This is a genomic window from Rhodococcus sp. B7740, from assembly GCF_000954115.1.
GTDB lineage: Bacteria > Actinomycetota > Actinomycetes > Mycobacteriales > Mycobacteriaceae > Rhodococcoides.
The window spans coordinates 4,970,817-4,994,859 of the sequence record NZ_CP010797.1; the positions used below are offsets into that span (position 1 = coordinate 4,970,817).

The 24,043-nt window shown below is 65.0% G+C and carries 19 protein-coding genes and 1 pseudogene; 16 read left to right on the top strand and 4 right to left on the bottom strand.

Features of this window, described 5'->3' with window-relative positions; all coding sequences use genetic code 11:
- Positions 1–52: 52 nt before the first annotated feature.
- Complete coding sequence (locus tag NY08_RS23335) at positions 53–1,747, top strand: MDR family MFS transporter (protein WP_045199077.1); 1,695 nt, start codon at positions 53–55, stop codon at positions 1,745–1,747.
- Between the two features lie 78 nt (positions 1,748–1,825).
- Here the strand turns inward: NY08_RS23335 and NY08_RS23340 are convergent, their stop codons facing one another.
- Positions 1,826–2,506, bottom strand: a complete 681-nt coding sequence (locus tag NY08_RS23340) for a TetR/AcrR family transcriptional regulator C-terminal domain-containing protein (protein WP_045199079.1) — start codon at positions 2,504–2,506, stop codon at positions 1,826–1,828.
- Between the two features lie 390 nt (positions 2,507–2,896).
- Between NY08_RS23340 and NY08_RS26320 the strand changes: the two genes are divergently transcribed.
- The 3 genes from NY08_RS26320 to NY08_RS23355 all read left to right on the top strand — a co-directional run bounded on the left by NY08_RS26320 (position 2,897) and on the right by NY08_RS23355 (position 7,264).
- Positions 2,897–4,354: an ice-binding family protein gene (locus NY08_RS26320; RefSeq protein WP_235387011.1), complete on the top strand. Its 1,458-nt coding sequence runs from the start codon at positions 2,897–2,899 to the stop codon at positions 4,352–4,354.
- A 3-nt stretch (positions 4,355–4,357) separates the two neighbouring features.
- Positions 4,358–5,035 (top strand): class F sortase, encoded by a 678-nt coding sequence (locus NY08_RS23350; RefSeq protein ID WP_052683923.1) that lies wholly within the window; start codon positions 4,358–4,360, stop codon positions 5,033–5,035.
- A gap of 102 nt (positions 5,036–5,137) precedes the next feature.
- The gene (locus tag NY08_RS23355; protein ID WP_200893150.1) at positions 5,138–7,264 is read left to right on the top strand and encodes a glycosyltransferase family 39 protein; all 2,127 of its coding nucleotides are present in this window, start codon (positions 5,138–5,140) and stop codon (positions 7,262–7,264) included.
- 83 nt (positions 7,265–7,347) lie between these two features.
- Here NY08_RS23355 and NY08_RS26620 read toward each other — a convergent pair whose 3' ends face one another.
- The 3 genes from NY08_RS26620 to NY08_RS23370 all read right to left on the bottom strand — a co-directional run bounded on the left by NY08_RS26620 (position 7,348) and on the right by NY08_RS23370 (position 10,864).
- On the bottom strand, positions 7,348–9,225 hold the full coding sequence (locus NY08_RS26620; protein WP_144407420.1) for a DUF222 domain-containing protein: 1,878 nt from the start codon (positions 9,223–9,225) through the stop codon (positions 7,348–7,350).
- A 181-nt stretch (positions 9,226–9,406) separates the two neighbouring features.
- Positions 9,407–9,703, bottom strand: coding sequence for an ASCH domain-containing protein (locus NY08_RS23365; protein WP_235387013.1), 297 nt, complete (start codon positions 9,701–9,703; stop codon positions 9,407–9,409).
- A 108-nt stretch (positions 9,704–9,811) separates the two neighbouring features.
- Positions 9,812–10,864, bottom strand: coding sequence for an endonuclease/exonuclease/phosphatase family protein (locus NY08_RS23370; protein WP_235387269.1), 1,053 nt, complete (start codon positions 10,862–10,864; stop codon positions 9,812–9,814).
- A 100-nt stretch (positions 10,865–10,964) separates the two neighbouring features.
- On the opposite strand from NY08_RS23370, the pseudogene NY08_RS23375 reads away from it, so the two are divergent.
- The 12 genes and pseudogenes from NY08_RS23375 (at position 10,965) to NY08_RS23430 (ending at position 23,857) form a co-directional block, all read left to right on the top strand.
- Positions 10,965–11,776 (top strand): annotated as a pseudogene (locus NY08_RS23375) (TIGR03084 family metal-binding protein).
- Complete coding sequence (locus tag NY08_RS23380) at positions 11,773–13,467, top strand: acyclic terpene utilization AtuA family protein (RefSeq protein WP_045199082.1); 1,695 nt, start codon at positions 11,773–11,775, stop codon at positions 13,465–13,467. The pseudogene NY08_RS23375 and the gene NY08_RS23380 overlap by 4 nt, the downstream one beginning before the upstream one ends.
- The gene (locus tag NY08_RS23385) at positions 13,464–14,612 is read left to right on the top strand and encodes an acyl-CoA dehydrogenase family protein (RefSeq protein ID WP_045199084.1); all 1,149 of its coding nucleotides are present in this window, start codon (positions 13,464–13,466) and stop codon (positions 14,610–14,612) included. The genes NY08_RS23380 and NY08_RS23385 overlap by 4 nt, the downstream gene beginning before the upstream one ends.
- Positions 14,609–16,207: an acyl-CoA carboxylase subunit beta gene (locus NY08_RS23390; protein WP_045199086.1), complete on the top strand. Its 1,599-nt coding sequence runs from the start codon at positions 14,609–14,611 to the stop codon at positions 16,205–16,207. Before NY08_RS23385 ends, NY08_RS23390 begins: the two co-directional genes overlap by 4 nt.
- Positions 16,208–16,211: 4 nt before the next feature.
- A complete protein-coding gene (locus NY08_RS23395; protein ID WP_045199088.1) occupies positions 16,212–18,182 on the top strand; it encodes an acetyl/propionyl/methylcrotonyl-CoA carboxylase subunit alpha in 1,971 nt (656 codons plus the stop codon).
- Positions 18,179–19,339, top strand: coding sequence for an acyl-CoA dehydrogenase family protein (locus NY08_RS23400; RefSeq protein ID WP_045199090.1), 1,161 nt, complete (start codon positions 18,179–18,181; stop codon positions 19,337–19,339). Before NY08_RS23395 ends, NY08_RS23400 begins: the two co-directional genes overlap by 4 nt.
- A complete protein-coding gene (locus NY08_RS23405) occupies positions 19,339–20,091 on the top strand; it encodes an enoyl-CoA hydratase family protein (RefSeq protein WP_045199092.1) in 753 nt (250 codons plus the stop codon). The genes NY08_RS23400 and NY08_RS23405 overlap by 1 nt, the downstream gene beginning before the upstream one ends.
- Positions 20,092–20,146: 55 nt before the next feature.
- On the top strand, positions 20,147–20,770 hold the full coding sequence (locus NY08_RS23410) for a TetR/AcrR family transcriptional regulator (protein WP_032394207.1): 624 nt from the start codon (positions 20,147–20,149) through the stop codon (positions 20,768–20,770).
- Positions 20,771–20,817: 47 nt separating this feature from the next.
- Positions 20,818–22,236 (top strand): guanine deaminase, encoded by a 1,419-nt coding sequence (locus tag NY08_RS23415; RefSeq protein WP_235387016.1) that lies wholly within the window; start codon positions 20,818–20,820, stop codon positions 22,234–22,236.
- 42 nt (positions 22,237–22,278) lie between these two features.
- Positions 22,279–22,800 carry a hypothetical protein gene (locus tag NY08_RS25345; RefSeq protein ID WP_052683924.1) on the top strand — a complete coding sequence of 174 codons (522 nt, stop codon included), beginning with the start codon at positions 22,279–22,281 and terminating at the stop codon, positions 22,798–22,800.
- A gap of 14 nt (positions 22,801–22,814) precedes the next feature.
- The gene (locus NY08_RS23425) at positions 22,815–23,333 is read left to right on the top strand and encodes a DUF3558 domain-containing protein (RefSeq protein WP_032394208.1); all 519 of its coding nucleotides are present in this window, start codon (positions 22,815–22,817) and stop codon (positions 23,331–23,333) included.
- Entirely contained in the window at positions 23,330–23,857 is a 528-nt protein-coding gene (locus tag NY08_RS23430; protein ID WP_045199094.1) for a DUF3558 domain-containing protein, read from the top strand. The genes NY08_RS23425 and NY08_RS23430 overlap by 4 nt, the downstream gene beginning before the upstream one ends.
- The last annotated feature ends 186 nt before the right edge of the window (positions 23,858–24,043 follow it).

Sequence of the window (24,043 nt, forward strand, 5' to 3'; positions counted from 1 at the left end):
CCAATATCGTTGTAGGACACAAACAAATGCTACGTAAAGGTGCGTCAAAGAGATGGTAACCGAGCCTGAAGTGACCCCCGCGTCCGGCGAGTATTCGCATCGCGAGATCATGACGATTCTGTCGGGCCTGATGATGGGCATGTTCCTCGCGGCGCTCGATCAGACCATCGTCTCGACGTCTGTCCGCACCATCGCCGACGACCTCAACGGGTTCTCGGTGCTGGCCTGGGTCACCACGGCCTACCTCATCACCTCGACGGTCTCGACCCCGTTGTACGGCAAACTCTCCGACCTCTACGGGCGCAAGCCGTTCTTCATGACGGCCATCTCGATCTTCGTCGTCGGATCGATGCTGTGCGGCATCGCGACGTCGATGTACGAGCTCGCCGCCTTCCGCGCCATCCAGGGCCTCGGTGCAGGCGGTCTGATGTCGATGGCGCTGGCGATCATCGGCGATATCGTGCCTCCGCGCGAACGTGCCAAGTACCAGGGCTACTTCCTGGCCGTGTTCGGCACGTCCAGCGTGCTCGGACCGGTCATCGGTGGCCTGCTCGCCGGGCAGTCGTCGATTCTCGGAATCACCGGCTGGCGTTGGGTTTTCTACATCAACGTCCCCCTCGGCATCATCGCGCTCGTGGTGGTGTGGCGAGTGCTCAATCTGCCGGTGTACCGCCGCGAGGCGCGCGTCGACTGTTGGGGCGCAGTGCTTCTCAGCGTCGGCCTGGTACCGCTGCTCATCATCGCCGAGCAGGGTCGCGTGTGGGGATGGAGCTCGCCGCGGGCCCTGCTGTGTTTCGGAATCGGCATCGTCGGCGTCATCGCGTTCGTGCTCGCCGAGATCAAGATGGGCGACGACGCCCTGATTCCCATGCGATTCTTCCGAAACCCGTTGTTCTCGTTGTGTATTGCCGTCAGTGTCATCGCCGGTGCGGCCATGTTCGGTGGCATCTCGCTGCTGCCTCAGTATCTGCAGGTGGTCAAGGGATCGTCGCCGACGCTGGCCGGCTACCAGACTCTGCCCCTCGTCGGTGCCCTGATGGTCGCGTCGATCGTCTCGGGTCGGATGATCTCGAAGACGGGACGCTACAAGATCTTTCCGATCGTCGGTACGGCACTGATGGCGCTCGCGATGTTCGTCTTCCACTACGTGCACGCCGATACCCCGCTGTGGCAGACGATGGTCGTCATGGGCGTGTTCGGCCTCGGGCTCGGTTCGATGATGCAGCCGCTGACCCTGGCCATCCAGAATGCGATGCCGCCCAAGGACATGGGTGTATCCACCTCTGCCGCAACGTTCTTCCGGCAGATCGGTGCGACGGTCGGCGTTGCCGTCTTCCTGTCGATGCTGTTCACCCAGCTCACCCCGAAGACGGGAGACGCGTTGATCGCCGCCAGTTCGACCCCGGCATTCCAACAGGCAGTACAGAGCGCCGCCACGAGTTCCGATCCGCTCGAATCGGGTTTCGCTCGAGCCATCGCCTCGGGTGACGCCTCCGTCGCAGGCAGTGCACTGCAGGACAGCTCGTTCATTCAGAAGCTCGAACCGGCTCTGGCCGAGCCGTTCCGCATCGGGTTCTCCGACGCCATGGATTACGTGTTCCTGGCCGTGTCGATCCTGATGGTCCTCGGATTCGTACTGGTGCTCTTCCTCAAGGAGGTTCCGCTGCGCACGATGTCCGGCCTGGCCGCTGCGCAGCAGGAACGAGACGAAGAACGAGCGAACGAGGCAGGCACCGGACTGCTCTGATGGCGTGAAGTCCGATGCCGTGAATCCTGGGACCAGGTACGGCTCGGTCCGGTGCGGGCCCCGGGAGCGTCGATCCGCTCAGGTCGAAGGTGCGGTGATGCCTCGGAACAGCACGTCGAGACCCAACTCGAGTTCGAGGGCACCGTCGTACTCGGTGATCAGAGGTGGCAGCGTCGACAGCAGGGGAAATGTGTCGATGGGGAGTCGGCGCAGAGCGAGGCTGAGGCGGTCGCCGGTCTCGTCCGGGTTGGCGGTCGTTTCCTGGGTCTCGCTCAGTAGATGGCCGCGTAGGAAGGAGATCATCAGCCGATAGCTCGTCAGGGCCTCGGGCAGCGTGAATCCCGCGGTGGTCAGCAGAATCAGAATGTTCTCGAGTGAGGCCAGTGACCGGGGCGTGCCCAATCCCAGTGGAGTCGCCTGAGGGCAGGTGGTCAGCAGCACCGCCGCGTGTGGGTGTTGGAGGGCGAGCTCACGGTAGTGCCGCGCAAAAATTCTGAGCTGACGCTGCCAATCGGGGTCTGAGCCGTCGACGCAGACGAGTGTGCCCAGTACCGAATCTGCGATGGCGTCGAGCAACGCCTGTTTGGTGGGCAGGTATCGGTAGACGGTCATCGGATCGCGATCGATCGATGCCGCGAGGCTCCGGATCGTCAGGCTGTCGAGGCCGGTTCGATCGACGATGCTCAGGGCGGCGGACACCACGTACTCGCGGTCGATCTTGATATTGGAGTGTGGGCCGGGTCGGTTCGTCGTGGACATCGGTAGGCAACCTCTCGAAAGCAGTGAACCGACCGGTAAGTAGGGGGCAAACAAACTTGTTGTTCGACAACACTTTTCGCTTGACTCATTATCCTACACATGGTGTGCTGTAGCTCTACACCGTAGAGATACGGGGAAACTCTTAGTTGCGGAGTGGGCACGAGCCTCCGCTGATCGCATAGTTGTGTCACCTTGCCGAACTCCGTCGGCCGGTGACGTCATCGAATACGGAACCGCGATACCTCCACGCACTCGGATCGGTCCGGGGCGGCCGTTGAGCGTCGCGACATCAATTGCTGCGCAATCGAACTCGTCGGGGGATCGATTGCGCGGTTCACGAAGTCCGGCAACAAGTCCGCTTCGCCCAACCAGCAGAACGGTATGCAATCCATGCCCGCTTCACAGCACACGTGCACGTCGACCCCCATCAGGCGCAGGGGCAGAACCCTCGTTCCGCTTGCCGGTTCGGTCGCTTTGGCCACCAGCGCACTCATGCTGATCAACGTCCCCGCAGCCGAGGCTCAACCCACCACCGTCGAACTCGGCACCGCGGAGAGTTATGCCGTTCTGGCCGGCTCCAAGATCACGAACACCGGCCCGTCGAGGATCGGCGGCAACGTCGGAGTGAGCCCAGGCGTCGGTGTCGAACCGTTCATCACCGGATTCCCACCGGGAGAGCTCACCAGTGGAGTTATCAACGACCGCAATTCGGTTGCAGCGCAGGCGAAAGCGGATCTGAGTACCGGATACGACGACGCCGCCGGTCGACCGGGAGCAACCTCGACCGGAGTCGAACTCGGCGGACAGACATTGTTGGCCGGGTTGTACGGTTCGGGCACGTTCGGCCTGACCGGAACCCTCACACTCGACGCGCAGGGCAACTCCAACGCCGTGTTCATCTTCCAGGCGGCATCGACGCTGATCACGGCATCCGACAGCAGTGTCTCGCTGATCAACGGGGCCAACCCGTGCAACGTGTTCTGGCAGGTCGGAAGCTCGGCCACACTCGGCACCGGTACCGATTTCGTGGGCACGATCATGGCACGAGCGTCGATCACCGCGACCACGAATGCCGATGTGCAGGGACGGCTACTGGCTCTGGACGGAGCTGTCACCCTCGACTCGAACACGATCACCAACCCGGGTTGCGGAACCACCGAGCCGCCCGTGACCACCACACCTCCGATAACGACCACGCCTCCGGTGACCACGACATCTCCGGAGACCACCACGCCTCCGGTGACCACGACATCTCCGGAGACCACCACGCCGCCCGTGACCACGACATCTCCGGAGACCACCACGCCTCCGGTGACCACGACATCTCCGGTGACCACCACGCCGCCCGTGACCACGACATCTCCGGGTGACGGTGGCGGTACGCCGGGTGACGGTGGCGGTACGCCGCCGATCGTCATCGAGGTGCCCCCGATTCCGGGTGTGCCGCCGGTGATCACCATCCCGCCGATCCCGGGTGTCCCGAACGTGCCGAACCAGCCGAACGTGCCGAATCAGCCCAACGTGCCGAATCAGCCCAACGTGCCGAATCAGCCGAACGTGCCGAATCAGCCGAACGTGCCGAATCAGCCGAACGTGCCGAATCAGCCGAACGTGCCGAATCAGCCCAACACGCCTGATCAGCCGATCACACCGGGTGGCCCGGATCAGCCGGGCACGTACAACCCCGGTGGCCAGATCACACAGATCCCGAACGGTGGTGTCGACACCGGTGACGGCAGTACCGTGAACCGTTCGACTGCAACGTCGTTCGCTCCGATGTGGACATTGCTGGCGGTACTCGCGGTCGGTGCTTTCTCTGCCTTGGCTCTGACTCGTCGTCGGAACTGATCGGTGAGACCTACCGTCGAGGTATCGGTACATTCGGCCGAATCCGCCCGCACCACGACCCGTCATCGGGTCGTGGTGCGGGCGGTGGCAGCGGCGTTCCTGGTGCTGCTGTCGCTGGTTGCCGGCTGCGCAACGCCCTCGGATGCCGGCCCCGCGCAGAACGAGTCGATGCCCTCGGCTTCTGGTCCCGCCGTCGTCACGCCGTCGGGTGAGGTCGGTGCCGAATCGTCGTCGGCGCCCGGGTCCCCGCCTGCGCGCCTCGAGATCGGTGCGATCGGCGTCGACTCCGATGTGATGGGTCTGGGTCTGCGTCCGGACGGATCGATGGAGGTACCCGCGGGCGGTTTCCCCGCCGGTTGGTACACCGGGTCGCCGGTTCCGGGGCAGCTGGGACCGTCGATCGTTGCGGGGCATGTGGATTGGGGCGGCAGCCCCGGTGTCTTCTACCGGCTGCGCGATCTCGAACTGGGCGACGATGTCACCGTTGTCAGCCAGGACGGCGGCACGGTCCGGTTCGTCGTCAGCGCGGTGGAGCAGTATCCGAAGGATGCGTTTCCCACCGACAAGGTCTACGGAGACATCGACCACCCAGGCTTGCGCTTGATCACCTGTGGCGGCCAATTCGACTCGGATATCTCCAGTTACGACGACAACATCGTCGTGTACGCCGATCGCGTCTGAGCGAGCTCTCTCGCTCACAGCAAGTTCGCAGGCTGCTCCCAGCCCGGCCGACGGTCCATCGCACATTCTCGTAGTCGACAACTTCGACGAACAGGATCTGCGATGACTGCCCAACTCGACCGACCGGCCGCGATGCCTCCGTCGCACGCCCGCCAGCCGTCCTGGCAGGACAGGTGGTGGTATCGCCGCCGGCACCTGCTCGGGCTGCTGGTTCTGCTCGCGGCCACGGCAACGCTGTACCTGTGGAACCTGACGGCAAGTGGCTACGCGAACACCTTCTACGCCGCTGCGGTGCAGGCAGGAACCAAGGACTGGACGGCGTGGTTCTTCGGATCGCTCGATTCCGAGAACTTCATCACCGTGGACAAGCCGCCGGCCGCACTGTGGGTGATGGGACTGTCGGCTCGGGTCTTCGGATTCTCGAGCTTCAGCCTGCTTCTTCCCCAGGCGCTGATGGGTGTTGCCTCGGTGGCGACGGTGTATGCCGCGGTCAAACGCGTCGCGAACCCCACGGCTGGTTTGCTCGCCGGCTTCGCCTTGGCGTCTGTTCCTGCGGCGGCGTTGATGTTCGACTTCGACAACCCCGACGCGCTGCTCGTCCTTCTCATGACACTCGGCGGCTACTTCGTCGTGCGGTCTCTGCAGACTTCGGCCGGGCGTCGGGCTGCGATGTGGCTCGCGTTGGCCGGTGTGGCGCTCGGGTTCGCGTTCCTCACCAAGATGTTGCAGGGATTGTTGGTGCTGCCCGCGTTCGGGTTCACGTATCTCGTTGCGGGACAACCGCAGTTGCGGGCCCGGTTGCTGCATCTCGTCGGCGCGTTCGCAGCGCTGATCGTCGCTGCGGGGTGGTGGGTGTTGACGGTTCAGTTGTGGCCGGAGAGTGCCCGACCGTACATCGGTGGATCCACCGACAACACCGTGATGGATCTGGTGCTCGGGTACAACGGGCTTGGCCGAATTTTCGGTAACACCGGCGGTGGCGGGATGGAGGCTCCGGCCGGAATGAGTGCCGGGGCAGCCGGGTCCAGCTTCGGCGGCTCGACCGGTCTGGACCGACTGTTCGGCAGCGAGATGGGAATCCAGATCTCCTGGCTCATCCCGGCGGCCCTGGTGGCGCTGGTCTTCGGGTTGATCGCTCGTGGCCGAGCGCCACGTACCGACCTTCTCCGTGCCTCGCTGATTCTGTGGGGCGGCTGGTTCCTGGTGACAGCGCTGATCTTCAGCTACATGTCCGGAACGATCCACCCGTACTACACCGTCGCGCTCGCCCCTGCACTCGCGGGCATGATCGGAACCGGCGGCTACGCGCTGTGGCTTCGACGCGAATCGATATGGGGCAGAGCCGGTATGGCCACCATGATGGTTGCGGCCGGTGCCTGGAGCTGGGTGTTGTTGCACCGCAACGCGGACTGGCTGCCGGCACTGAAATGGATCCTGTTGGTGGGAACAATCGTCGCTGCTGTGATGATTCTGTTCGCCGGGCGGTACCGAAAGCTCACCGCCGCTGCGTTGATCCTCGGAGCCGTGGCCGGTCTCGGCGGCGGCGCGTCGTATGCCATCGCTACGACGACGAACGCGCACAGTGGTTCCATCCCCACTGCAGGTCCGACCGGTGCAGTCAGCGACGGAGGCCTGGGTGGAATGCCGGGCGGCGGTATGCCTGGTGGTGGAATGCCGAGTGGTGGAATGCCGACGGGAGCGATGCCGGGTGATGCTGCTCCGAATGATGCTGTGCTGAATGATGCTGTGCCGAATGATGCTGTGCTGGAAGGTGATGCGGCCATGGCTGCCGATGCGGCCGATCTTCCGGCAGGCTTCGGCACCGGTGACGGCGGCACAGGCGGCATGCCCAGCATGGGTGGCATGGGCGGTGAGACCGACGAGGAGTTGACGGCTCTGCTCGAATCCACGACCACGAGGTGGTCCGCTGCGGTGAACGGTTCGATGTCCGCAGCCGGATACGAGTTGTCGTCCGATACGGCCGTCATGGCCATCGGCGGGTGGAGTGGTGATCCTGCGCCGTCGCTCGACGAGTTCATCGAGTACGTCTCCAACCACGAGGTGACGTACTACGTGTCCGGAGGAATGGGTGGCGGTATGGCTCGTGGAGGAATGGGCGGCGACTCGGAGAGTACGTCCTCACAGATCCAGGAGTGGGTCGAGGCGAACTTCACGGCGACCACGGTCGGCAGCGCGACGGTGTACGACCTGAGTACCTACGCAGGCTGACACCCACGAACGACTACGCACTGTTGTTCCGCCGCAGACGTATTCGACTGCGGCGGAACACCTGTGTGCACTCCCGGGTCCGGTCAGAAGGGCGGTGGCTCGTCGTCGGGTGCCGAGGCGGGCATCGGGGTCGGTTGTGGATCCGCCGGCGTCGGGGTCGGCGAATCGCGCCGAGGTGCCGACCCTCTCGGCTTCGAGTGGATCTTCGGTAGGTGGCTGAAGTCCGCGAGTTGTGTCGTGCCGGGAACCGTGATCGCGGTGGTGCCGGCGTTCGAGAGCCAGAACTCGACACCGTCGGCGAGCATGACGGGAGTCCACAGGCCCATGGTCTTGAGGCTGTGGTGGTAGCGGCACAGGCAGTGCAGGTTGGTGTCGATGGTCCAGCCTCCCGTCGAGGGGTCGCGATGGAGATACGGCACGATGTGGTCGATCTCGCATTGCTGGGCCGGGACATCGCAGCCCGGGTGTCGACAGGTGCGGTCGCGGTACCGAATACGTTCTGCGAGTGCAGTAGTGGGCCGATAGACGAGCGCTCCGGGTGGTGGCAGCACCAGGCCGCCGTGCCCGTCCGGGTGCAGCGCGAGCCCGAGGGTGGGTTCTGCTGCGATTGCCGCTTCGAGTTCGGCAACGAACGTGTAGGTGCCGCGATACGGGGTTGCGACACAGCTGTTTCGCGGTGATTGTGCGGACTTCGGGGCTTGCGGGGGCCGAGGAACAGTATCGCCGACCCGACGACGACTGCGCCCCAGGGGATGGAACACCACATGCGACCTGCTGCCCTCGGACCGGCTGTTCTTACGTGCCTTCGATCCTCGTGGCTTCGCACCTCTCGATCCGCCGTGGTTCTTTCCACCGCTGCCGCTGCCGCTGTCGGTCCTGTTGTCGACAGCCTTGTCTTCCTTACCTGCGTCATTCTCGGTGTCGGTGTCGGTGTCGGTGTCGGTGTCGGTGTCGGTGTCGGTCTCGAGATCGATGAGTGATTCCAGGTCGTCGCCGTAACCGAGTTTCTCGGCGAGGTTGCGTGCCTCGGTGAGAAGAATCTGCCAGTGCGCGTTGTCGGCGAGCTCCCGGGCGTATTCGGCATCGATGGTGCCGTGCCCGGACAGGTGCGCAGGATTGGACAGCAGACCGGCGAGCGTGGCGAGGTCGACCGTGATCACGGTCAGCGGCGCACGCCGATCCGGGCGTGAGGTATCGGCCGTGCACGGATTGTCATCGTCGGGCTCGCACAAGCATGCTATCGACGACTCCTGATGCAGCAGAGCAACATACGCGGCTGCGCGCTTCTGCCCTTTGTTTCGCGGATCGCGTCGGCAGACGGTAGCGGCCATCTCGTTGATGAGTTGCCAGGCCGCGGCGGCGTCCGCCGCGGTGAGGTCGGCCTTCAGCGTCGACAGCACATCTTTGTCGGTGTACGTGACGTTGGTGTGCCGTTCCAAGTCCTTGCGTAGAGCGGCAGCCTGTTCGGGTGCGATTCGAAACATGATCGACCAGATTTCCGTCGCCAGAGGACCGGGTGACAGGCGTCGGGCGGCGTACAGGACCTCGCTTTGGACGGCCGTCGCCGCGTCCTGAGTCAGGTTGTGGGTGCAGCGGTATATCGCGCGGACGCGGGGCAGATCGAGTTCGCCGGCCTCGAATGCTGCGGCGACGGCGGGAAGCCGGAGTCGAAGGTCCATTCCGACCTCGGCGTATGTGTTCGCAACGGTCTTCGAGCAACCCAGGACGTGCGCAATTTCGGAAGCCGCGTAGTTGCCCGCGTCCTGAATGACATCACCGACGAGGACGTTCTGATGAATGCATGTGTCCCAGATGGCGGCGGCCAGAGCGACCTTGCGAGCGCACGCCTGATTTTCCAGAATCGCGACATCTCGAATCTCGCCCAACGAAGCAGGCTCGATGTACGGCTTCGATTGCGGCCCGAGATAGGCCGCGAACCGACTGCGCGTCGATGTGGTCACTGTGTCATCGCCCCCCGGCAGATGGTCCAACAAAAAGTAGAACGTGTGTTCGATAGTACGCCGCTGTGAAACGTGCGTCAACACCAATAGTGTTGTGGCGAAACAGGATCGAACTGTAAGTGCCTATACACCAACCCACCGACACGAAGTTTTGACCCTGATGCTGCGTCAGGGCGCGCGGTCACACGAGTGCGAAGCGCTCCAGGACCACCTGGGTGTCGTCGTTCACGGTGAAGTGTGGATCGCCCAGTTCCTCGCGGACATCCGCCGACTGCCAGAACTTCTCGTGCCCGACCCGCCACTGCGCGACGTCGACGTATCCTTCGCCCTCGTCGAGCGCGTGTTGCAGAGAAACATCGCTCAGCGCAACGACATCGACGCCCGTCGTCTCGATGACTCCGACCACGACACCGGCCGAATCCACCACCGCGCCGCGTTCGCCGACTCTCGGCAGCTCCTCGTCGGCGTACTGCACCACAGGCTTGCTGTGCTGGTCTTCTCGCCGGAAAGAACGGCCGCGACCAGGGCATCCCGCAGGGGGCCGGGATACGCGAATTCGACAATCGGTAGATCGATCACGCACCCATCATATTTCGAGGTCGGCCCACACCAGTCGATGGTCCGAGGGATGCTCGGCCTGATTCGGCCAGTACACCTGCGAATCGATGACCGTCAGGTCGTCCGAGGGCAACACGTAGTCCACCCGCAGGTCACCCGGCGTCGGATCGGCGAAATCTGCTGTGTCCGTCCCATGTTCGGCCGACGTGGGTGCCGGATCCTGAACCCGCGGAAGGTCGAGAACCTGCGCGATGGCACCGGCAACCGAATCACCGTCGACCGGATCGCTGTTCTGATCACCCAGCATGACGAACGACGCACCGTCCTCGAGCCCACCGCGCACACCGTTGTCGTCGTAGAGGTAGTCCGCGCCCGAGATGTAGTCGGCACTGAGCCTGATCTCGTCGTGGTTGCGCTTGCCGTTGCGGTCCTCGGGTCCGTCGAAGGACGGGGGAGTGGGGTGCGACGCCAGCACGTGCAGCGTCTTCCCGTTCACGTCGATCGGCACGTCCCAGTGCGATTTGCTGGACAGTCGAAGCCGGTCGGACACGTCCCCGTAGTAGTCGCGCGGCAACAGCGAATCCGGCATGTCCTTCCACAAGAAATTCTGGAACGTGCGTACCGAATCGGTCGCGATCGGATATTTCGAGTACACGACCATCCCGTACTGGCCCGGGAACTGACCGAACCCCCAGGCGTCACCCGGTCCGCCGAGTTCGCCGTCCCGGTCGAGGTCGAGCCCCGAATCGACGCCGGTGTTCACGGGCGCGGTGAAGGAGTGCGGGTACTGCCCGTCGAGATAGTTGTCGTTGAACAAGGCCACTGCGTCGTCGACCGAATAGTCGAACTCGTTGACCAGCAACACATCCGGTGAGTTCGCGGCGATCACATCGGCTGCCGCGCGAGCCTGAGCGTTCTCGCCCTGCAGGTCGGTCATCAGCTGCCCGGCTGCGGATCGATTGAGGCTGGCGTTGAACGTCGCCACCCGGATGCTCGACGGTTCGTCGGTGGCGGTGTCCGCAGAGGAGCAACCGGCAGCCATGAAGGTCAGGGTAACGGCGACGGCCGCGAGTCTCGACATTTTCACGTTCCGCACCGTAGAGACGGCAAGCGAACGTAAGGTTACGAATTAACAAGCAAGCGTGCTTGCTTTTTTCAGGACCTCCTGTGAAGCTGGGCTCATGGCAGACCTCGACCCTCTCGTCGACGACCTACGCGCCGAGGGCAACGACCTCGACGCACTCGTGGCCGAACTGACTCCGGAGCAATGGGCGGCACCGACACCGGCCGCGGGCTGGACCGTCGCGCATCAGATCGCACATCTTTCCTGGACCGATCACGTCGCGGAGCGAACTACGTCCGCAGCGTCCGGCGATATCGAGGCCAAGGAGGAGTTCGCTCTCACCCTGAAGAAGGCATGGGAGAACCCCACCGGCTTCGTCGACGAGGCCGCCGAGGAAGAATCTCGTAACCCGAACCTGCTGAGCGAATGGCGAACCCGACGCCACGCGATGACCGATGCTCTCGTGCAGGTGCCGTCGGGGACCAAGATCGACTGGTTCGGCCCCCGATGAGCGCCGCGTCGATGGCCACAGCCCGGTTGATGGAGACCTGGGCGCACGGTCAGGATGTCGCCGACGCACTGGGCGTCACCCGCGTCGCCACCGACAGAATTCGCGGCGTCGCGCACATCGGCGTCCGCACAAGGGATTTCGCCTACGCCGTCAACGATCAGGCTCCGCCCACCGAACCGTTTCGCATCGAGCTCACCGCACCGTCGGGTGAGCTCTGGACGTGGGGGCCCGAGAACGCTGCCCAACGCGTGAGCGGACCGGCCCTCGACTTCTGCCTCCTCGTCACCCAGCGCGCCCACCGCGACGACCTCGACATCCGCGCCGAGGGAACCGACGCCGCGCACTGGATCACCATCGCCCAAGCCTTCGCAGGCCCTCCCGGGGCCGGACGGCCACAGTCAGGACGAGAGACAGCATGACCGTACGAATCGGCAACTGTTCGGGCTTCTATGGAGACCGGCTGTCCGCGATGCGCGAGATGCTCGAGGGCGGCGAACTCGATTACCTCACGGGCGACTACCTCGCCGAGCTGACGATGCTCATCCTCGGCCGCGATCGGATGAAGGACGCGACCCGGGGCTACGCCAAAACCTTTCTGCGCCAAGCAGAGGACTGCCTCGGATTGGCACTGGACAAGGGTGTCAAGATCGTTGCCAACGCAGGCGGACTCAACCCCCGCGGCCTGGCCGAGGCACTGGAGAAGCTGGACTCCGGCGCGAAGATCGCCTACGTCGACGGCGACGACCTCCTCGGCAGAGCGGCCGAACTCGGCCTCGGCAGCCCGCTGACCGCAAATGCCTACCTCGGCGCGTGGGGCATCGTGGAATGCCTCAACTCCGGGGCGGACGTCGTCGTCACCGGGCGCGTCACCGACGCCAGTGTCATCGTCGGACCTGCGGCGGCTCACTTCGGCTGGACTGCAACCGATTACGACGCATTGGCCGGGGCCGTCGTCGCCGGGCACGTCATCGAATGCGGAACACAGGCGACGGGCGGCAACTACTCCTTCTTCACCGAGATCGCCGACATGTCCCGTCCCGGCTTCCCCATCGCGGAGATCGAGTCCGACGGATCGTCCGTCATCACCAAGCACGAGGGCACGGGCGGTGCTGTCAGCGTCGGCACCGTGACTGCCCAGTTGCTGTACGAAATCACCGGCGGCCGCTACGCGAACCCTGACGTCACCGCACGGATCGACTCAGCGATCCTGACGCAGGAATCCAGCGATCGGGTGTCCATCACCGGTGTGACCGGCGAAGCGCCGCCGCCCACCTACAAGGTCTCGCTCAATGCGCTCGGCGGCTTCCGCAACGAATTCACCATGGTGCTCACCGGACTGGACATCGAAGCCAAAGCCGCACTGGCACAGCGTCAGTTCGAGTCCTGGCTCACGGCGCGGCCGACCGAGCTGGACTGGACGCTCGTACGCACCGACAAGCCCGATGCCGAGACGGAGGAGACGGCCAGTGCTCTGCTGCGCTGCGTCGCCCGCGACAGCAACCCCGACGCCGTCGGACGTCAGTTCTCCGCGGTGGCAGTCGAACTCGCACTGGCGAGCTATCCGGGGTTCTCGGTCACCGCGCCACCCGGGAACGGAGCCCCGTACGGAGTCTTCACCGCAGGCTTCGTCGACGCAGCCGAGGTACCGCACGTCGCGCACCTGGCCGACGGCACCGAGCGCGCCGTCGCACCGTCGACCGAGACGCGGGCACTCGAGCCCCTCACAGAACCGGCGCTACCGGCACCGCGACCGGACGAGGCGACCATCCGGCTCCCACTCGGCACCATCGCCGCGGCCCGAAGCGGAGACAAGGGCGGCAACGCCAACGTCGGAGTCTGGGTGCGCACCGACGACGAATTCGTCTGGCTCGTCCATGCACTGACGGTCGAGACCCTGAAGCAGATGCTTCCCGAGGCAGAACCGCTCACCGTCACCCGGCACGTACTGCCGAATCTGCGGGCCGTCAACTTCGTCATCGAGGGCATCCTCGGACAGGGCGTGGCATCGCAGGCCCGATTCGATCCACAGGCCAAGGGACTGGGCGAGTGGCTGCGGTCGCGGTACATCGACATCCCCGAAACCCTGGCATTCAAAGGAGACTTCACATGAGTATCTGGACGACGCCGGAGCGTCAGCAGCTTCGAAAGACCGTCCGCAGTTTCGTCGAGCAGGACATCGCTCCGCACATGAACCAGTGGGAGGCCGACGGCGAGATACCGCGTGAGCTGCACAAGAAGGCGGCCGCTCTGGGGTTGATCGGCGCAGGTTTCCCCGAGGAGGTCGGCGGCGACGGTGGAGATCTGGCCGACGCAGTCGTGATCTGCGAGGAGATGCATCAGGCCGGAGCGTCGGGTGGCCTGTTCGCATCGTTGTTCACCAGCGGAATCGCGTTGCCGCACTTGGTTGCAGCGGGTGACGCCGATCAGATCGAGAAGTGGGTGCGGCCCACGCTGGCGGGGGAGAAGATCGGCTCGCTCGCGATCACCGAGCCGGGTGGCGGCTCCGACGTCGGCCACCTCAGGACGAGGGCGGTCAAGGACGGCGAGCACTACGTCGTCAACGGATCCAAGACGTACATCACCTCGGGGTGCCGAGCAGACTTCGTCGTCACCGCGGTCCGCACCGGAGGGGACGGTGCAGCCGGTGTCTCGTTGCTCGTCATCGAGAAGGGCACACCCGGGTTCGAGGTCACCGGCAAGCTCGACAAGATGGGGTGGCGCGCATCGGACACCGCTGAGCTGTCGTTCGTCGACGCCCGTGTTCCCGTCGCCAACCTCGTCGGTGCCGAGAACAGTGGTTTCGCGCAGATCGCGCAGGCGTTTCTCACCGAGCGCATTGCGCTCGCGGCCCAGGCCTACGCCAGCGCCCAGCGGTGTCTCGATCTGACGCTGCAGTGGGTTCGTGATCGCGAGACCTTCGGAAAGCCGCTCATCGCACGGCAATCGGTGCAGAACACCGTCACCGAGATGGCGCGCAAGATCGACATCGCACGTGTCTACACCCGATCCCTCGTCGAGCGGTCCCTGCAGGAGAACCAGGACTTCATCGCCGAGGTGTGCTTCGCGAAGAACACCGCCGTCGAGTCGGGAGAGTGGGTCGCCAATCAGGCAGTGCAGCTTTTCGGAGGGTTGGGCTACATGCGCGAGAGCGAGGTCGAGCGGCAGTACCGCGACATGCGCATCCTCGGCATCGGCGGCGGCACCACCGAGATTCTCACCGGGCTGGCAGCAAAACGATTGGGGTATCAGGCATGAGCGTGCTGAAGTCCACGCTGGACACGGCCTCGGAGCAGTTCTCCGGGAATGTCGACGCGATGAACACCAAGCTCGACGAGATCGACGCCGAGCACTCGAAGGCTCTGCTCGGCGGCGGTGAGAAGTACATCGAGCGCCACAAGAAGCGTGGCAAGCTCCTCGCCCGCGAACGCATCGAGCTGCTGATCGACGAGGACTCGGCATTTCTCGAACTGTGCCCACTCGCGGCCTGGGGCAGCGACTTTCCCGTCGGAGCCAGCACCGTCATGGGCATCGGCGTCGTCTGCGGGGTCGAGTGCCTCATCGTCGCCAACGATCCGACGGTCCGCGGCGGAGCCAGCAACCCGTGGACGCTGAAGAAGGGTTTCCGCGGCAACGACATCGCCACGCAGAACCGGCTCCCGGTGATCTCGTTGGTCGAATCCGGTGGAGCCGATCTACCGACGCAGAAGGAGGTGTTCATCCCCGGCGGTCGCATGTTCCGTGATCTGACGCAGCTCTCGGCGGCGGGCATCCCCACGATCGCGTTGGTGTTCGGTAACTCCACCGCAGGCGGGGCGTACATCCCCGGCATGTCCGATCACGTCGTCATGGTCAAGGAACGTTCCAAGGTCTTCCTCGCCGGACCGCCGCTGGTGAAGATGGCCACCGGCGAGGACTCGGACGACGAGTCGCTCGGCGGGGCCGAGATGCACGCCCGAAAGTCCGGTCTCGCAGACTACTTCGCCGTCGACGAGCAGGACGCCATCCGCATCGGACGCAGCATCGTCTCCCGATTGAACTGGAAGAAGAAGGGCCCCGAGCCTCGCGCCGAGGTGATCGAGCCGTTGGCCGACCCCGAGGATCTGCTCGGCATCGTTCCCACGGATCTGAAGATCCCGTTCGACCCGCGCGAGGTCATCGCCCGCATCGTCGACGGTTCCGATTTCGACGAGTTCAAGCCCATGTACGGCGGATCGCTGGTCACCGGATGGGCCGAGCTGCACGGATACCCGATCGGCATTCTGGCCAACGCCCGCGGTGTGCTCTTCAGTGAAGAATCGCAGAAGGCGACGCAGTTCATCCAGCTCGCGAACCGGTCGAACACCCCACTGCTGTTCCTGCACAACACCACCGGCTACATGGTCGGCAAGGAGTACGAGGAGGGCGGGATGATCAAGCACGGAGCGATGATGATCAACGCCGTGTCCAACTCCACGGTGCCGCACATCTCCATTCTGCTCGGTGCGTCGTACGGTGCCGGTCACTACGGCATGTGCGGACGGGCATTCGATCCGCGGTTCCTGTTCGCCTGGCCGTCGAGCAAATCGGCCGTCATGGGCGGCGCACAGCTCGCAGGTGTCATCTCGATTGTCGGACGCGCCGCCGCCGAGGCTCGCGGCCAAGCGTTCGATGCCGAGGCCGATGCCGGAATGCGCGCGATGATCGAAGGCCAGATCGAGGCCGAGTCGATGCCGATGTTCCTCTCCGGACGCCTCTACGACGACGGCGTCATCGACCCCCGTGATACCCGCACGGTGGTGGGAATGTGCCTGTCGGCCATCGCCACCGCCCCGATCGAAGGCACCGCCAACTTCGGTGTCTTCCGGATGTGAAGCCATGACCATAACGTCCGTTCTAGTAGCCAACCGCGGCGAAATCGCCCGACGCGTCTTCACCACCTGCCGCGCCGAGGGCATCGACACGGTCGCGGTCTTCTCCGACGCCGATGCGAATGCCCCGCACGTGCGGGAGGCCGATGCGGCCGTCCGTCTGCCCGGCAACAGTTCGGCCGAGACCTACCTGCGCGGCGAGCTCGTCATCGCCGCCGCCTTACACGCCGGAGCCGACGCCGTGCACCCGGGATACGGATTCCTCTCCGAGAACGCCGATTTCGCGCAGCAGGTGCAGAACGCGGGCCTGACGTGGATCGGGCCGCCGGTCAAGGCGATCGAATTGATGGGTTCGAAGGTCGAGTCCAAGAAGATGATGGCCGACGCCGGAGTGCCGGTGCTGACCCAGCTCGATCCCGAGTCGGTCACCGAGAACGAACTGCCTGTGCTGATCAAGGCCTCCGCAGGCGGAGGCGGGCGCGGCATGCGCATCGTGCGCGACCTCGAGAACCTGGACTCGGAGCTCGAAGCGGCCGGGCGCGAGGCACTCTCGGCATTCGGCGACGGAACGGTGTTCGTGGAGCGGTACATCGAGACCGGCCGACACATCGAAGTGCAGGTCATGGCGGACCGATTCGGCACGGTGTGGACGGTGGGCGAGCGTGAGTGCTCGATCCAACGCAGGCATCAGAAGGTCGTCGAGGAGGCACCGTCGCCGCTCGTCGAACGTATCGACGGCATGCGCGAGAAGCTGTTCCATGCGGCGACGTTGGCCACCGAGGCCATCGGCTACGAGGGTGCAGGCACCGTCGAATTCCTCGCCGACGAGAAGGGCAACTTCTTCTTCCTGGAGATGAACACGCGCCTGCAGGTGGAGCATCCGGTCACCGAGTGCACGACCGGACTCGACCTGGTGGCCTTGCAGATCGGGGTCGCCGCGGGGGAGCGGTTGCCCGCCGAGCAGCCGGAGACCCGCGGACACTCCATCGAAGTTCGCCTCTACGCGGAGGATCCGGCTCATGACTGGCAGCCGCAGAGCGGTGCCGTGCACCGATTCGAGATCCCCGGTGCGCAGTTCGAGGTGCTGGACAAGTCCGGCATCAGAGTGGACTCCGGCGTCGAAACCGGCAGTGTGGTGGGAACCCACTACGACCCGATGCTCGCGAAGGTCATTTCGTTCGCGCCGACGCGGGATCAGGCAGCGAACTTGCTGGCGAAAGCGTTGCAGAAGGCCACCGTTCACGGTCTGAAGACCAATCGCGATCTACTGGTCAACATCCTGCGACACCCGGCGTTCCTGGCCGGGGACACCGACACCGCGTTCTTCGACACGCACGGGCTCGATGTCCTGGCTCGGCCGATCGCACAGGGCCGCGCCCAGGAGCTATCCGCACTCGCAGCGGCATTGGCCGATGCCGCGAGCAACGTCCGGAACGCCCGCGTGAATCGCGGATTGCCCGGCGGCTGGCGCAATCTCCGGTCCCAACCGCAGCGCAAGACGTACAACGACATCACCGTCGAATATTCGATCGGACGCAGCGGACTCACCTCCTCGGTGGGAGGCGTCGAAATCGATGGCGTCGAACTGGTCGAGTACACGCCGACCTCGGTGACGCTCGACGACAACGGAATCCGTCGCATCTTTCAGGTGAGCAGCTACGGATCGGACGTGTTCGTCGATTCCGCACTGGGCCCGGTCGGGTTGATCAAGGCCCCGCGGTTCACCGATCCGACCGACGAGGTCGCGGCCGGTTCCTTGCTCGCACCGATGCCGGGCAGTGTCATCAGAATCGCCGCTGCGCAGGGCGATACCGTGACGGCCGGGCAGCCGATCCTGTGGCTCGAGGCGATGAAGATGGAACACACGGTGACCGCACCCGCGGACGGTGTGCTCACCGAACTGAACGTCACAGAAGGTCAACAGGTCGAAGTCGGCGCAGTGCTGGCCGTGGTAACCGAAGGAGCAGAACAATCATGAGTTTCATCGAGACCGAAGAGCAGAAGGGACTGCGTAACGCAGTCTCGTCACTGGGCAAGCGCTACAACTACATCGACTACGTTCTGCCCAAGGCGCGCAAGGGTGAGCCGCTGACCGAACTGTGGAACGAGGCGGGCAAGCTCGGTTTCCTCGGCGTCAATCTGCCCGAGGAGTACGGCGGCGGTGGCGCAGGCATCTACGAACTCGCGCTCGTGCAGGAAGAACTGGCCGCGCACGGTGCCGGTCTGCTGCTGGTCGTGGTCAGCCCGGCAATCTGCGGCACCATCATCGGCAAGTACGGCACGTCCGATCAGAAGCAGGAGTGGCTCACCGCCCTCGCCGACGGGTCCAAGATCATGGTCTTCGGCATCACCGAACCCGACGCCGGATCCAACTCGCACCAGATCACCACCACGGCGCGTCGCGACGGCGACGAGTGGTTGTTGAGGGGCAACAAGATCTACATCTCCGGTGTCGATCAGGCCGATGCGGTCCTCATCGTCGCGCGCACCGAAGATTCCAAGACCGGCAAGCTCAAGCCGGCCCTGTTCATCGTGCCCACCGACGCTCCGGGTCTGCAGAAGACGCAGATGGAGATGGACATCGTCGAGCCCGATCATCAGTTCGTGCTGTTCCTCGACGACGTTCGGCTTCCCGCCGAGGCACTCGTCGGTGAGGCCGACGCCGCCCTGATGCAGTTGTTCGCGGGACTGAACCCCGAGCGCATTCTCGGTGCCGCGATGGCTGTCGGTATGGGTCGGTACGCAATCGACGCGGCAGTCAAGTACGCCAACGAGCGCACCGTCTGGAAGACGCCGATCGGAGCGCATCAGGGTCTCGCTCATCCGTTGGCGCAGTGCAAGATCGAACTCGAACTCGCCAAGCTGATGATGCAGAAGGCCGCGGTGCTCTACGACTCCGGCGACGACTTCGGCGCTGCCGAGGCGGCGAACATGGCGAAATACGCTGCGGCCGAGGCCAGTATCAAGGCGCTGGATCAGGCGATCCAGACCCACGGTGGCGCGGGCCTGAGCAGTGAGTACGGGTTGGCTGCGATGCTCGGGGCCGCCCGCATCGCCCGTGTCGCGCCGGTGAGTCGGGAGATGATCCTCAACTTCGTGAGTCAGCACTCGCTCGGACTGCCGAGAAGCTACTGATGGCCGTTCTCGTCGAATCGAGCAAGGACACGGCGTATTTGACGTTGGATTCGCCGCAGAATCGGAACGCACTGTCGTCGGTGTTGGTCGAGGAGCTGACGGCGGGACTCATCGCTGCGGCGCACGACGACGACGTCAGAACGATCGTGCTCGGCCACACCGGCACCACGTTCTGCGCCGGAGCCGACCTCCGAGAGGCCGGCTCGTCGCCGGAACTGCGCACCCGGCAGATGCTGGACCTGATGCGGTTGATCATCGACACCCCGAAACCCGTCGTCGTGCAGATCGACGGACATGTGCGGGCCGGCGGGATGGGCCTGGTCGCGGCGTGCGATATCGCGGTGGCCGGACCCCAGAGTTCGTTCGCGCTGACGGAGGTTCGCCTTGGTCTGGCCGCATCGGTCATCTCGGTGGCCGTGCTGCCGCGACTGAGCTCGCGGGCAGCGAGTCGCTACTTTCTCACCGGGGAGACGTTCGACGGTGCCACCGCCGAGGCGATCGGTCTGGTCACCGTGGCCGACGCCGTTCCCGCGGCAGCGGTGGCCGACTACATGATCATGTTTCGGAAGTGTTCGCCGCAGGGCCTGGCCGAGTCGAAGCTCCTCACCACGGCCGCGATCCGGCGCGAGATCGACGAACGCGGGTCGGCCGTCGCCGAGCAATCGGCCAGGTTGTTTGCGTCCGACGAGGCCCGAGAGGGGATGATGTCCTTTCTGGAGAAGAGGCCACCGTCCTGGGCGGCCGAAAAATAGAGCGGTCGAGAAGTAGGTCGGCCGAGCGTCGGTAGGAGGGAGTACGGCGATGGTGATGGCGCGCGAACCCAAGCAGGACCGCAGCAGGGTCACGCGTCAGCGACTGCTCGAGGCGACGATCGATTCGCTCGCGGAGCAGGGCTGGGGTGCAACGACGGTCGGCGTGGTCGCCGAACGTGCGGGCGTGTCCCGCGGCGCGACCCAACACCACTTCCCGACGCGTGAGGACCTGATCACCGGAGCACTCGAGTACATGTTCGACACTCGGATGGACAGTGCTCGCCGCGAGGCGCAGGAGATTCCGGCGGGCCCCGGCAGGACGAAACTGGTGGTGGAGCGGCTCGTGGAGTACTACACCGGACCGATGTTCAAAGCGGCACTTCAGGTCTGGACGGCGGCATCGGCCGACCCCGAGTTGCGCGATCGGATCGTCCCTCTCGAAGAGCGGTTCGGTCGCCGTGCCCACCAGATGGCCGTCGAGAACCTCGGTGTCGACGACAACGATCCCGTCTCGCACCGTCTCGTCCAGGCGACCCTCGACCTCGCGCGTGGATTGGGTCTGGCCGATGTCCTGACCGACGACGCACGACGACGAGCCGAGGTCGTGCGCTCGTGGGCAGAGGTACTGGATGCGTCGTTGAACGCTCGGCTGTCCGCAGCTCCGGCGGGAGCGCTCTAGACCCACACGGTCTGCAGCACTGCGCAACCTGTGCTTGAGTCTGGCGGGTGACTTCCGAAATCGCACGCGTGTACCGCGGCCACATCTTTCACGTCGCAGGCTCGCCCACGGTGACGGACGCGGCAGCCGCGTTGGTGTCGATTCCCGACGGTGCGCTCGCGGTGTCGGGTGAGGGGACGATCGAGTTCTGCGGCGAGTTCGCCTCTCTCCCAACCCAATTCGCGCAGGTCCCGGTTGTCGATCACCGACCGGGGTTTCTGCTGCCCGGTTTCGTCGACACCCACATTCACTTTCCGCAGACCTACGCCGGAGATTCCTACGGCGGCGGGCAACTGCTGGAATGGTTGAACACCTGCATCTTTCCCTCGGAGTCCCGCTTCGCCGATCCGGAGTTCGCCGCCGCTGCGGCCCGAGACTTCTGCGCCGCGCGCATCCGAGCCGGAACGACGCAGGCGATGGTGTTCGGATCGGCGTTCCCGCACGCGCAGGATTCGCTGTTCGCCGAGACGCTCGAGCACGGACTGCGGATCGTCAGTGGACGCGGGGTCCAGACCACCGGACCGGCGTCGGCGCAGGCCCTGATCACCGGCGAGGACGAGGCCATCCGGCTGGTGTCCGAGGAGATCGAGAAATGGCACGCAGCCGACACCGGCGACGTCGACACGGCGATGCTGCACGTGGCCGTCGTACCGCGGTTCTCGCTGTCGGTGACGACGGAAACGCTGAAGAACCTGGGTGAGCTCTACGATTCCGTCCGCGCGCGAGGTGTCTACTTCCACACACATCTGAACGAGAACAACCGGCCGGGAACCGGAGAGATCGACGCCACCAAGAACGCCTACGGCGTGGACACGTACCTCGACACCTACGACGGCAAGTTCCTGCCGGGCTCGCAGGTCGGCGGAAAGAGCTTCCTGGGTCGGCGCACCATCCTGGCCCACGCGGTGCACTGTCAGGACGTCGAACTCGCGCGAATGGCAGAGACAGGCACCTCCGTCGCGCACTGTCCCACCTCGCAACAGTTTCTGGGCTCGGGCACGATGCCGTGGCAGCGAACCGTCGCCGCCGGGGTGAACATCGCCATCGGTTCGGACTTCGGCGGTGGTGACGAGTGGCTGCTGCCGCAGGTTCTCGCCGATGCGTTCAAAGTGCACATCTCCGAGCCGGGCGACGCGGGTCTGTCGCTGCATCCGGCCGAACTGCTGTTCACCGGAACACTCGCCGGAGCCCGAGCGCTGGACATGGAGAACCGGATCGGCAATTTCGACGCGGGCAAGGAGGCCGACTTCGTCGTGGTCGATCCGTCCGCATGGCCGCAGCTCGCGGTGGCCGTCGACCACGGTGTCCGCGCCGACGATCCCGAGCTCGCCCGCGATCAGACCCTGTTCGCGTTGCTGATGGCGATGCGCGAACCCGCCATCGTCGGCGTCTACGTCCGGGGCCGGAAGCTCGCCGCTTCGCGGTAACGTATGGCGACTCGCGTCCACAGGATCAGGAGACACACAGGTATGGCTCGTCTGACTCGATTCGGTCTACTCACAGCTGCGTTCGCGGCTGTGAGCACGATGGCCTTCGCGCCGGTCGCACAGGCCCAACCGCCTGCCGATGCGCCGTCCGCACCTATCGAGAACGCGCCCCCGCCCGGACCGGTTTCGGTCCCCGTCCTGCAGATCCCCAACCTCGGCGTCACCGTCGGCGGGCTCGTCGTTCCGGATCAGTGGATCGGCACGATCGAGGTCGCGAGCACCGACACGCCGGGACAGACCCATATCTGGGGCCGCGCCGCCGAGCCGCGGATCTGCGCGTCCTACCAGAACTTCGCCAGCCTGCAGGTGGACTTCGTGAACATCGCCAACGGACGCACCGGGTCGGTGAACGCACCGATCTGCCAGCAGGGAAACGGCGTGTTCGTGCCTTCGGGCCCGGTCGTCGCGGACACCGGTAGCGGACCGATTCTGTTCACCGCTCATGTTCTGGCCTCCGGCATTCTGTTCGACATTCCGGGCGTCGGCGGATTCTCGGCCCCGTAGATGTGAGCCACTGGATGACGAGACGGTTCGCGATGGTTGTGGCGGCAACAGCGGTGCTGATCGCCGGGTGCGGCGGGGCGGAAGACGACGCTGCGCCGCCGGAGGACACAGCCCCGACCACCGCGGCATACGAGCCCGGTCCCTTCTTCGGCGAATGCGGATCGATCACCGACGCCGAGGTGCAGTCCGCGTTCGGCGCGGGCCCGTTCGCTCAGATCACCCGTAATTCCGTCGGTTGCCAGTGGGAGACGGTCGGGTTCGGCGGACCGGGTGTCAGCTTCTCCTGGTATCGCGGCAGCCCCATCGGACGCGAACGCGCCGGTTCCGAGCTGATCGGCCGTCCGGCGAAGGACATCGAGATCGACGGCAACCCCGGCTTCGAGGCCGAGCAGGGTGCGTTGTGCGAGATCGGCGTGCAGTTCGGCGACGACTTCTTCCATTGGTCCATCACGTACTCCGACCAACCTGCGGCGCGCCCGCCGTGCGAGGTCGGAAACGAGCTGGCGGCATTGACAGTGGAGCGCAAGCAATGAGAATCCGACGCGTCCTCGCCGCCGCAGCAACTCTGCTGCTCGTCGCAGGCTGTTCCCAGACCGTGCAGGGCACGCCGCGGCCGGCGAGTTTCGATGGGTCCGGTGGCCGAGAATTCACCGACTTGTTGACCGAGTGCGACGCCGTCTCCGACGACCAGATCGCCGAGACCACCGGTGCCGACGCCATCGAACGCGGCTTCTTCGGGGCAATCTGCCGGTGGGATCTCGTCGGTTCCGCAGGCACGGTGAAGGTCACGTTCAACTGGTTCGAGTCCGGAACTCTGGCGGCCGAACGAGCCGCCGACGAGAAGATGATGTACACCGTCACCGACACAACGGTGCAGGGCCGCAAGGCAATCCAGGCCCAGCGTCCCGACGACTCCGCGTCGTGTGGCGTCTCGGCCGGGGCGGATCGGGACGGCATCTTCGGATGGTGGGTGCAGTACCAGCCGGACGCCGCCCATCCCGATCCGTGCCAGGCCGCCGCGAAGCTCGCCGATCTCACGCTGAACCTCAGTCGTTGATCGCGTACCCACGCGAGGGGTGTTTTGACCCGAGGTCACGCCGCCGGGTATCGTTATGGGTCGTGTCCGGCCTGCCCGGACCGTTTGTGTGCCTATGCGAGGTACAGCCGTGCGCACGTTCGCCCCAAGAGCGCGCAACCGGCTGGACGTGTGGGGGTATGCGACACACCCGACCGCGGGGTGCAA